11 protein-coding genes are annotated in these 10,223 nt (G+C 70.3%); 8 read left to right on the top strand and 3 right to left on the bottom strand.

Annotated elements, in window-relative coordinates; genetic code table 11:
- A partial coding sequence (gene rho / locus ACLL81_RS09355; RefSeq protein WP_411288072.1) for a transcription termination factor Rho occupies positions 1-954 on the top strand: 954 nt, incomplete at its 5' end.
- Positions 955-1,008: 54 nt separating this feature from the next.
- Here rho and ACLL81_RS09350 read toward each other — a convergent pair.
- Both ACLL81_RS09350 and ACLL81_RS09345 read right to left on the bottom strand, forming a co-directional pair.
- On the bottom strand, positions 1,009-1,977 hold the full coding sequence (locus ACLL81_RS09350; protein ID WP_411288071.1) for a quinone oxidoreductase family protein: 969 nt from the start codon (positions 1,975-1,977) through the stop codon (positions 1,009-1,011).
- Positions 1,977-2,672, bottom strand: a complete 696-nt coding sequence (locus ACLL81_RS09345; RefSeq protein ID WP_411288070.1) for a dienelactone hydrolase family protein — start codon at positions 2,670-2,672, stop codon at positions 1,977-1,979. Before ACLL81_RS09345 ends, ACLL81_RS09350 begins: the two co-directional genes overlap by 1 nt.
- Positions 2,673-2,764: 92 nt before the next feature.
- Between ACLL81_RS09345 and ACLL81_RS09340 the strand changes: the two genes are divergently transcribed.
- From ACLL81_RS09340 to ACLL81_RS09310, 7 genes are all read left to right on the top strand, one after another.
- Complete coding sequence (locus ACLL81_RS09340; protein ID WP_411288069.1) at positions 2,765-3,004, top strand: DUF6489 family protein; 240 nt, start codon at positions 2,765-2,767, stop codon at positions 3,002-3,004.
- Positions 3,001-4,338, top strand: a complete 1,338-nt coding sequence (mnmE, locus tag ACLL81_RS09335) for a tRNA uridine-5-carboxymethylaminomethyl(34) synthesis GTPase MnmE (protein WP_411288068.1) — start codon at positions 3,001-3,003, stop codon at positions 4,336-4,338. Before ACLL81_RS09340 ends, mnmE begins: the two co-directional genes overlap by 4 nt.
- Before the next feature lie 43 nt (positions 4,339-4,381).
- A complete protein-coding gene (gene mnmG, locus ACLL81_RS09330; protein WP_411288067.1) occupies positions 4,382-6,247 on the top strand; it encodes a tRNA uridine-5-carboxymethylaminomethyl(34) synthesis enzyme MnmG in 1,866 nt (621 codons plus the stop codon).
- A 61-nt stretch (positions 6,248-6,308) separates the two neighbouring features.
- The gene (gene rsmG / locus ACLL81_RS09325) at positions 6,309-6,881 is read left to right on the top strand and encodes a 16S rRNA (guanine(527)-N(7))-methyltransferase RsmG (protein WP_411288074.1); all 573 of its coding nucleotides are present in this window, start codon (positions 6,309-6,311) and stop codon (positions 6,879-6,881) included.
- Positions 6,882-6,888: 7 nt separating this feature from the next.
- Positions 6,889-7,686, top strand: a complete 798-nt coding sequence (locus tag ACLL81_RS09320; RefSeq protein WP_411288073.1) for a ParA family protein — start codon at positions 6,889-6,891, stop codon at positions 7,684-7,686.
- Between the two features lie 2 nt (positions 7,687-7,688).
- Positions 7,689-8,558 carry a ParB/RepB/Spo0J family partition protein gene (locus ACLL81_RS09315; protein ID WP_411288066.1) on the top strand — a complete coding sequence of 290 codons (870 nt, stop codon included), beginning with the start codon at positions 7,689-7,691 and terminating at the stop codon, positions 8,556-8,558.
- A gap of 246 nt (positions 8,559-8,804) precedes the next feature.
- Positions 8,805-9,161 (top strand): GIY-YIG nuclease family protein, encoded by a 357-nt coding sequence (locus ACLL81_RS09310; protein WP_411288065.1) that lies wholly within the window; start codon positions 8,805-8,807, stop codon positions 9,159-9,161.
- A 30-nt stretch (positions 9,162-9,191) separates the two neighbouring features.
- Here the strand turns inward: ACLL81_RS09310 and holA are convergent.
- Positions 9,192-10,223: DNA polymerase III subunit delta (gene holA, locus ACLL81_RS09305; RefSeq protein ID WP_411288064.1), on the bottom strand; the 1,032-nt coding region annotated here is incomplete at its 5' end.

Below are 10,223 nucleotides of genomic sequence, written 5' to 3'. Positions count from 1 at the left end.
CGGGGACCCCGCGAGGGCGAACGCTACTTCGCCCTGCTGAAGGTCGACACGATCAACTACGAGGACCCGGAGACGGTCCGAACCAAGGTCAATTTCGACAACCTGACCCCGCTTTATCCCAACGAGCGGCTGATCATGGAAATCCAGGACCCGACCCTGCGGGACCGGTCGGGCCGGGTCATCGACATCGTCGCGCCGCTGGGCAAGGGCCAGCGCTGCCTGATCGTGGCGCCGCCGCGGGTCGGCAAGACGGTGATGCTGCAGAACATCGCCAAGTCGATCGAGCGCAACCACCCCGAGGTCGTCCTGATCGTCCTGCTGATCGACGAGCGGCCCGAGGAAGTCACCGACATGCAGCGCACGGTCAAGGGGGAGGTCGTGGCCTCGACCTTCGACGAACCTGCCACCCGCCACGTCGCCGTCGCTGAAATGGTGATCGAGAAGGCCAGGCGCCTGGTCGAGCACAAGCGCGACGTCGTCATCCTGCTGGACTCCGTCACCCGCCTCGGTCGCGCCTACAACGCCACCGTGCCGTCGTCGGGCAAGGTCCTGACCGGCGGCGTCGACGCCAACGCCCTGCAGCGGCCCAAGCGCTTCTTCGGCGCGGCGCGGAATGTGGAGCAGGGCGGCTCGCTGACGATCATCGCCACGGCCCTGATCGACACCGGCTCGCGGATGGACGAGGTAATCTTCGAAGAGTTCAAGGGCACCGGTAACTCGGAAATCGTGCTGGACCGCAAGGTCGCCGACAAGCGGGTCTACCCGGCCATCGACGTGATCAAGTCCGGCACCCGCAAGGAGGAGCTGATCACGCCCAAGGAGCACCTGCAGAAGACCTACATTCTGCGCCGCATCCTGGGCCCCATGGGCGCCCAGGACGCCATCGAGTTCCTGCTCGACAAGCTCCGTAACTCCAAGACCAACGAAGAATTCTTCCAGTCGATGAATACCTAGCCGCCAGTCCCTCCCCATGAAGGGAGGGACTGGCGCGCTGTTTCACGTGAAACACTAGGGAATCAGCAGGCTCGAGCCCGACGTGGCGCGGGCCTCCAGGGCCTCGTGGGCCCTCCGCACGTCGGCCAGGGCGAACTCCTGGCCGATCTCGATCCTGACCTTGCCCGAGGTGATCATGCCGAACAGGGCTGCGGCGCTGGCGTCCAGCTCCTCAGTGGTCACGATGTAGTCGAACAGGGTCGGCCGGGTGAAGTAGAGCGACCCGCCCCGTGACAGCCGCTGGGGCTCCACCGGCGGGGCCGGGCCGGACGCATTGCCGAAACTGACGAACAGGCCGCGCCGGGCGAGGCTGCCCAGGGTGCCGTCAAACGTCGCCGCGCCGACGCTGTCGTAGGCCACCGGCACGCCCTTGCCCCCGGTGATCCGCTTGACCTCGGCGGCCACGTCCTCGGTGCGGTAGAGGATCACGTGGTCGGCGCCCAGGCTGCGGGCCCGGTCGGCCTTGTCGTGCGAGCCCACCGTGGCGATTACCTCGGCGCCCAGGGCCTTGGCCCACTGCACCATGATCTGGCCGACGCCGCCGGCCGCGGCGTGGACCAGGATGATCTCGCCGGCCTGCACCGCATGGCAGCGGGTGAGCAGGAACTCCACCGTCATCCCCTTGAGCAGCGCTGCGGCGGCGGTGCGGGCGTCGACGCTGGGCGGCGGCTTCACGCAGCGCCCGGCGGGCAGCACGTTCAGCTCGGCGTAGGCGCCCAGGCCGCCGGCATAGGCCGCTAGGTCGCCCACCCGGAACCGGGTGACGCCCTCGCCAACCGCCTCAACCACCCCGGCAGCCTCGCCGCCCAACGGTGAGGGCAGGCGCACCGGATAGAGGCCCGAGCGCTGGTAGGTGTCGATGAAGTTGATGCCGATCGCCTGATGCCGGATCAGCACCTGGCCGGGACCGGGGGCGGGGGTCTCGATGTCGACCAAGTCGAGAACCTCGGGACCGCCGGTCCGCTCGAATCTGACGGCGCGCATCAGGCCAGGTGCTTTGCGAAGAAGGTCAGGGAGCGGCCGCCGGCGGTGCGGGCGTCGGCCGCGTCATAGTGCTCGCCCCCCTCGCGGGCGAAGGCGTGGTCGCGGCCGGGATAGGTGTGGATCTCGACGCAGGGGTGGTCCTTCAGGGCCGCAAGGATCACCGCCTGGGCCTCCTTGGGCACGAACTGGTCTTGCTCGGCGATATGCAGCATCAGCGGGTGGGCCAGCTTCTCGGCCTCGGCGACCCGGGCCTCGATGCCGACGCCGTAGTAGGCGACGGCCGCGTCGGCGTCGGTGCGGGTGGCGGTGAGGAAGGCCAGCAACCCGCCAAGGCAGAAGCCCACCGCGCCCACCTTGCCGCTGCAGGCCGAATCGGCGCGGACCTGGGCGATGGTGGCGGCGATGTCACCCACGCCCGTCTCCACGTCGAAGGCGTTGAACAGCTCAAAGGCCCGCTTCCACTCGGCCTCGGACTGGTCGGTGATGTCGATGCCGGGCTCGATGCGCCAGAACAGGTCCGGGCAGATCGCCAGATAGCCCTGGCCCGCCAGGCCGTCGGTGATGTCGCGCATCACCTGGTTGACCCCGAAGATCTCCTGGATGACCACCACCGCGGGGGCCTTGGCTGCGGCGGGCCGGGCCACATAGGCGTCGAACGCGCCGTCGGCGGTGGTGATGGTGATGCGCTCGCCCAATGGTCCGTCTCCCGTTTCGAAAAGTCCCCGAAAGGCGCTACTACCGCGAGGGGCCGCCCCCCGGCCACCCGTAAGACACGAGGCATGACGCCATGAAGATGACTGTCGAGGTGGACTGCACGCCGGAGGAGGCCCGGCGCTTCCTGGGCCTGCCGGACGTGAGCGCGCTGAACGATCACCTGGTGGCCGAGATAAAGGCCCGCATGGATTCCAACATGGCCATGCTGTCGCCTGACGAGATGATGAAGACCTGGATGTCCTTCGGCACGGGCGCCACCGAGCAGTTCCGCAAGCTGATGGAAGCCGGCATGAGCGCGAACCTGCGCAAGTGAACGACACCATCTTCGCCCCTGCCACCGCCGCCGGCCGGGCGGCCGTGGCTGTGGTGCGCCTCTCGGGCCCTGAGACCCACGCCGCCATCCGCGCCCTGGCGGGCGCCGCGCCCCGGGCGCGGCGGGCCAGCCTGCGGACCCTGAAGGGACTCGCCGGGGGCCAGATCGACAAGGCCCTGGTGCTGTGGTTCCCAGGCCCTGGCAGCTACACCGGCGAGGACTGCGCGGAATTCCACGTCCATGGCGGGCCCGCGGTGGTCGGCGCCCTGGTGGAGGCCCTGGCGGCGCTCGGCCTGCGGCTGGCCGAACCCGGCGAGTTCACCCGCCGGGCCTTCGAGAACGGCAAGCTGGACCTCGCCCAGGCCGAGGGTGTCGCCGATCTGATCGACGCCGAGACCGACGCCCAGCGCCGCCAGGCCCTGGAGCAGCTCGGCGGCCGCCTGAGCCGGGTGCAGGCCCGCTGGCGGGACGCCCTGACCCAGGCGCTGGCCATGCTGGAGGCTGCGGTCGACTTTCCGGACGAGGAGGTGCCGGCCGACGTGGCCGCCCGCGCCCGGCCAGCCATCGAGGGCCTGGTCGCCGAGCTGGACGCCGCCATCGCCGACGCCCAGCGCGGCGAGCGGGTGCGGCAGGGTTACCGGATCGCGCTGATCGGCGCGCCCAACGCCGGCAAAAGCACCCTGTTGAACGCCTTGGCGGCGCGAGAGGCCGCCATCGTCACCGCCACTCCCGGCACCACCCGCGACGTGATCGAGGTTCCGCTGCTGCTGGCCGGTCACAAGGCCGTGCTGGGGGACACCGCGGGCCTGCGCGACACCGACAACGAGATCGAGGCCGAAGGCGTGCGCCGGGCCAGGGCCTGGGCCGCGTCCGCCGACCTGCGCCTGTGGATTGTCGACGGCGCCCTGGCAGAGCGCCCCGAGGTCCCGGAGGGCCTAACGCCCAACGACCTCTGCATCGTCGCCAAGCGCGACCTGAAGGAGAACGAGGCCGGCTGGTGGGCGGCGGAGGAAGCTGAACGCCGGGGCCTGGGCGTGCTCAACATCACCGCCAAGGGTCCCAACGACATGGCCTGGCTGGTCTCCACCCTTGAGCAGAAGATCACCGCCGCCCTCGACGGCGCCGAGCCCCCCGCCGCCACCCGCCTGCGCCACCGCGAACTGCTCAGCGAGGCGGCCGAGCGCCTGCGCCACGCCCTGACCCAGGACGAGCGCCTGGAGCTGGCCGCCGAGGACGTGCGGCTGGCGGCCCGCGCGCTGGACCGCATTACCGGCCGCATCGACCCCGAGGCTGTGCTGGGCCGTATCTTCGCGACCTTCTGCATCGGCAAATGAGCCACGCCACGGTTGCGATGTTTCACGTGAAACACCGCCTTTGATGGCCTATATCGGCGTCGTGACCTGGGACGTGATCATCATCGGGGGCGGACACGCCGGCTGCGAGGCCGCGGCGGCCTCTGCGCGGGTGGGCGCGCGCACCCTCCTGCTGACGCACAAGCTTGAGACCATCGGCGAGATGAGCTGCAACCCCGCCATCGGCGGCCTGGGCAAGGGCCACCTGGTGCGCGAGATCGACGCCCTGGACGGTCTCATGGGTCGGCTCGCCGACCGGGCCGGCATCCAGTTCCGGATGCTCAACCGGTCAAAGGGCGCCGCGGTGCGCGGCCCGCGCTCGCAGATCGACCGCCGGCTCTATCGCGAGGCCATGCAGGCGGAGCTGGCCCAGACTCCGAACCTGACCATCCGCGCCGAGGCGGTCGAGGACCTGATGATCGTGGACGGATGTGTCTGCGGCGTCATCGGCGCCAGCGGCGAGACCTACCGCGCCGGCCGGGTGGTGCTGACCACCGGCACCTTCCTCAAAGGCGTCATCCACCAGGGCGAGACCCGCACCCCGGCGGGCCGGGTGGGCGACGCGCCGGCCATCGGCCTGGCCGACCGGCTCTACGGCCTGGGCTTGCGGATGGGTCGGCTGAAGACCGGCACGCCTGCCCGCCTGGATGGCAGGACCATCGCCTGGGACAAACTGGAGATGCAGCCGGCGGACGCCGAGCCCGTGCCGTTCTCGTTCCTCACCCAGGCGATCACCACCCCGCAGATCGAATGTGCGATCACCTACACCAACGCCAATACGCACGCGATCATCGCCGAGCGACTGAGCGAGTCGGCGGTCTATGGCGGTCGCGCCACCGGTGTCGGGCCCCGCTATTGCCCGTCCATCGAGGACAAGGTGGTCCGCTTCGCTGACCGGTCGAGCCACCAGGTGTTCCTGGAGCCCGAGGGCCTGGACGACGACACGGTCTATCCCAACGGCCTCTCCACCTCGGTCTCCGCCGAAACTCAAGGCCTGTTCCTGCGCACCATCGTGGGCCTGGAGGAGGTGGTGGTCCGCCGGCATGGCTACGCCATCGAATACGACTATGTTGATCCCCGAGAGCTTTCCCCGGCCCTGGAGGTCAAGGCGCTGCCGGGCCTCTACCTGGCTGGCCAGATCAACGGCACCACGGGCTATGAGGAGGCGGGCGCCCAAGGGCTGGTGGCCGGCCTCAACGCCGCACGGGCTGCTGCGGGCGCGGAAGCCGCCCACTTCGCCCGCGACGAGGCCTACATCGGGGTGATGATCGACGACCTGGTCACCCGCGGGGTGACCGAGCCCTACCGAATGTTCACCAGCCGCGCCGAGTTCCGCCTGACCCTGCGCGCCGACAACGCCGACCAGCGGCTCACCGCCAAGGGTCTGGTCTTGGGGGTGGTCGGATCGGCGCGGGCGCAGGCCTATGGCGCCAAGGCCACGGCGCTGGCTGACGCCCGCGCCGAGGCCCGCGGTCTGACCCTCACCCCCGCCGCGGCAGCCAAGGTCGGCCTGCCGGTGAAGGCCGATGGCCAGCGTCGTAACCTCATGGAATTGCTGGCCTATCCGACGATCTCTTTCGATGACCTCGCCGCGCTGTGGCCGCAGGTGGCGGCCTGGCCCGCGGCGGTGCGCGAGCAGGTGGAGATCGACGCTTCCTACGCGGGCTACCTGGACCGCCAGGCTGCCGACGCCGCCGCCTTCCGCCGCGACGAGGACCTGCGGCTTCCCGCCGCCCTCGACTACGCCGTGGTGGGCGGCCTCTCCAACGAGGTGCGCGAGAAGCTCAGCGCCGTGCAGCCCTTGACGCTCGGCCAGGCCGCCCGCATCGAGGGCGTGACGCCCGGCGCGCTCACCGCCCTGCTGGCCCACGTCCGCCGCCGCGCCGCCTGACGTGGACGCGGTCACCGACGCCGACAGCTTCGCCCGCGCAACGGGGGCGACCCCGCAGCAGATGGCTGATCTGCAACGGTTTCTGGCCCTCCTCAGCGAGTGGAACGCCAACATGAACCTGGTGGGCCCCTCGGCGCTCGCCGAGTTCTGGCCGCGGCATGCCTGGGACAGCGCCCAGCTCCTCAAGGTGGCTCCGGAGGCGCGTAGCTGGGCCGACCTGGGCGCGGGCGCCGGCTTCCCCGGGATCGTGCTGGCGATCCTCGGCAAGGGCCGCCTGGGCTTCCACGTTGACCTGGTGGAGAGCATGGTCAAGCGCTGCCGCTTCCTCTCCGAGGTAGTGACGACGCTCGATCTGCCGGCCAAGGTGCACAATGCCCGGGCCGAAGACCTCAAGCTCACCGTGGAGATCGTCGCCGCACGGGCCTGCGCGCCGCTCTCCAAGCTGCTCGGGTATGCCCGGCCCTACCTGCACCGGGGTGCGACAGGATTGTTCCTCAAGGGGCAAGATGTTGCGGCGGAGCTCGAAGAGGCTACAAGATGTTGGGAGCTTGAGGCGAGCATCGTGCCCTCCCTGAGCAGCGAGCGAGGCCAGATCGTGCGTGTGGAAAGACTTGGTCGTGCCAAGCCAGTCTGACCGGGCCATGCGCGTCCTGGTGGTCGCCAACCAGAAGGGCGGCGTGGGCAAGACCACCACGGCGATCAATCTGGGCACGGCGCTGGCCGCGGTGGGCGAGCGGGTGCTGCTGATCGATAGCGACCCGCAAGGCAACGCCTCCACCGGGCTGGGCGTCGGCCGGGCGCTGCGCAAGACCACCCTCTACGACGTGCTCATGGGCGAAAAGACCATCGCGGACTCGGTGGTGAAGACCGCCGTCCCGGGCCTGGACCTGTCCCCCGCCGATCCGGACCTCTCCGGGGTGGAGCTGGAGCTGGGCCAGCTGGCGCGCCGCTCCTTCAAGCTGCGCGACGCCCTGGAGCCGGTGCGCGCCTCGGGCGCCTACACCTACGTCCTGATCGACTGCCCGCCGTCCCTGAACCTGCTGACCGTCAACGCCATGGCCGCCGCTGATGCGGTGCTGGTGCCCCTGCAGTGCGAGTTCTTCGCGCTGGAGGGGCTCACCCAGCTCATGCGCACCATCGAGCTGGTGCATGGGTCGCTCAATCCCAAGCTGGAGATCCAGGGGGTGGTGCTGACCATGTACGACCGGAGAAATAGTCTTTCAGAACAAGTCGCCAAGGATGTCCGCAGCCATTTCGGGGAGACCGTCTACCAGACGGTGATCCCGCGCAACGTGCGGGTCTCCGAGGCGCCGTCGTTCGGCAAGCCGGTGCTGGTCTATGACCTGAAGTGCGCCGGCAGCCAGGCCTATCTGAAGCTGGCGCGCGAAGTGGTGCTGCGCGAGCGCCAGCGTCGGGCCGCCACCCTGGAGAGGACCTGATCATGGCCGAGGGCCGCAGAGGACTGGGCCGCGGGCTGTCGGCCCTGCTGGGCGAGGCGGAGGCCGGCCAGGCCGTGGGATCGCCCACCGAGGGCGCCCGGGAAATCCCCATCGAGCTGATCCACCGCAACCCCGAACAGCCCCGCCGGCACTTCCCGGACGCCGAGATCGCCGAGCTGGAGGCCTCCATCCGCGACAAGGGGGTGTTGCAGCCGATCCTGGTCAGGCCGTCGCGCAAGACCGCCGGCGAGTACGAGATCGTCGCCGGCGAGCGCCGCTGGCGCGCGGCGCAGGCGGCGGGCCTGGGCGCCTTGCCGGCCCTGGTCCGCGAGCTGCCCGACGACCGGGCCTTCGAGATTTCCGTGGTGGAGAACGTCCAGCGCGAGGACCTCAACGCCATGGAGGAGGCCCAGGCCTACGCCTCGCTGATGCGCCGCATGGGCTACACTCAGGACAAGGCCGCCACGGCGGTGGGCAAGTCGCGCAGCCACCTGGCCAATACGCTCAGGCTGCTGCAACTGCCTGATGTTGTGCAGGAACACGTGCTCTACGGCCGCCTCACCGCCGGGCACGCCCGCGCGATCCTGGCCTCCGACGACCAGGAGGCCCTGGCCGAGAAGATCGTCGCCAAGGGGCTGTCGGTGCGCGACGCCGAGGCCCCGGTCCGCGCCCGGGCGACCGGTCCCAGGAAAGCGTCCGGCCCGCGCAAGGCGCCCAAGGCCGCCGATACCGCCGCCCTGGAGTCCGACCTGGAAGACGCGCTGGGCATGGCCGTCAGCCTCACCGACCGGGGCGGCTCGGGGGAGCTGACCATCCGATACGCGACCCTGGAGCAGCTCGACGACCTCTGCCGCCGGCTGACCCGTCGATGATGGTTATCCGGTGTTCATGGGTCCCGGACAGCCGCTGCGCGGCTTCCGGGATGACAGCTTGGTGTGTGGTGGCAGCTTAGTGGGGTGACAGTTGGATGGGGTGACAGCTTGGTGTGTGGTGACGGGCGCGCCCTGGCGCGACTACAGCCCCAACCGCCGCGCGCGGCCGGCGCTGTCCACCTTTTCAGTTGTCATCCCGGTTTCGCGCACGCGAAGACCGGGACCTATGAACACTGACGCTTGCCGATGACCTACTGGGTGTACATCGTCGCCAGCGCCCGCCATGGGACGCTATACGTGGGCGTAACCAACAGCCTTGAACGCCGCATCGCCGAGCACAAGGCCAAGGACGTCGCCGGGTTCACCAAGCGCTACGGCGTCGATCGGCTCGTCTTCTTTCAGGGCTATGGCGAGGTCACCGAGGCGATCCGCTTCGAGAAGCAGCTGAAGCGCTGGCGGCGCGATTGGAAGGTGCGCCTGATCGAGGCGGACAATCCCAACTGGGACGACCTCCACGTCCAGATGATGACGCCTCCCGACGTTGTCCATCCGGTGCTTATGGGTCCCGGACAGCCGCTGGGCGGCTTCCGGGATGACAGCTGAGTGTGGGGTGACGGGCGCGCCCTGGCGCGACTACAGCCCCAGCCGCCGCGCGCGGCCGGCGATGGTCAGGGCCAGGCGCTCGGCGATCAGGTGGTCGGGGAAGCCGGTGGTCTTGCAGGCCTTGTCGGCGGCCAGCACGTCGGGTTGCAGGGCGTCCAGGTGATCCAGCGTCCAGGTGCGCGCCTGGCGCAGGAACTCCCGCTCCTGCTTCCAGAACACCCCGGACGCCTTGGCGGCCTCCTGCAGGCCCGCGCCGGCCTTGGCGAGCGTCAGGGTGCGGCGCAGGCGGCCCAGGTGCAGGCCGATGGCGCGCACCGCGGCGGGACCGGCCTCGCCCTCCTGGGCGGCGCGGCGCAGGCCGGCCTGCGCCTCGGCCAGCCGGCCCCCGAAGGCGTCCACGGCGGCGTCGGAGAGTGAGGCCTCCGGCTCCACCCCGAGGAAGGGCTCCAGGTCGGCGGGCGTGGCGGAGACCCCACTGCCGGGACCAAGGTACATGGTCAGGCGCTCGATCTCCTGGCGGGCGACCCCGCGCTCCTTGGGCATGCGGGCCACGAACACCGCCAGCGCCTCGGTGGTGAGCGAGACATTGTCCTTGGCGAGCGTCTCGCGGACCATGCGGGCCACATCGCCGGGCTCGTCCTCGTAACAGGGGATCACGGCGGCGCCAGCCGCTTTCTCGGCGGCCTTTCGCAGCGCCGATTCCCGGCCCAGCGCCCCGGCCTCGATCAGAAAGAAGGCGTCGGGGTTGAGTTCGCCGGCGGCGTGGCGGACCAGGGCCTCGGCGGCGAGCTTGTCCACCGGCCCCTTGTCGGCCTCCAGGCGCAGGCGGACCAGCCGGCGGCCGCCCATCAGCGACTGGGCGGCCAGCTCCCCCTCCAGCCGGCCCCCGTCAGCGTTGATGTCGGCGTCGGTCAGCAGGGCCACGTCGAAGGGATCGTCAGGATCGGCGGCCACCTTGGCGGCGAGCTGGTGGCCGCGGTCGCGCACCACCCCCAGGTCGCGGCCATAGATGAGCGCGCAGCGGATCTGGGCGTCGGGTCGGGCCAGGAACCGCTCGATCTC

The organism is Phenylobacterium sp. (genome assembly GCF_046590535.1).
Taxonomy (GTDB): Bacteria; Pseudomonadota; Alphaproteobacteria; order Caulobacterales; family Caulobacteraceae; genus Phenylobacterium.
Note: the sequence above shows the minus strand (reverse complement) of the source record. Positions and strands in the feature narration are given on the sequence as shown.

Excerpts from the sequence above, each read along its gene's own strand:
- ACLL81_RS09350 (WP_411288071.1), bottom strand. The coding sequence starts at position 1,977 with ATGCGCGCCGTCAGATTCGAGCGGACCGGCGGTCCCGAGGTTCTCGAC.
- ACLL81_RS09340 (WP_411288069.1), top strand. The coding sequence starts at position 2,765 with ATGAAGATGACTGTCGAGGTGGACTGCACGCCGGAGGAGGCCCGGCGC.
- mnmG (WP_411288067.1), top strand. The coding sequence starts at position 4,382 with ATGGCCTATATCGGCGTCGTGACCTGGGACGTGATCATCATCGGGGGC.
- rsmG (WP_411288074.1), top strand. The coding sequence starts at position 6,309 with ATGGCTGATCTGCAACGGTTTCTGGCCCTCCTCAGCGAGTGGAACGCC.
- ACLL81_RS09320 (WP_411288073.1), top strand. The coding sequence starts at position 6,889 with ATGCGCGTCCTGGTGGTCGCCAACCAGAAGGGCGGCGTGGGCAAGACC.
- ACLL81_RS09315 (WP_411288066.1), top strand. The coding sequence starts at position 7,689 with ATGGCCGAGGGCCGCAGAGGACTGGGCCGCGGGCTGTCGGCCCTGCTG.
- ACLL81_RS09310 (WP_411288065.1), top strand. The coding sequence starts at position 8,805 with ATGACCTACTGGGTGTACATCGTCGCCAGCGCCCGCCATGGGACGCTA.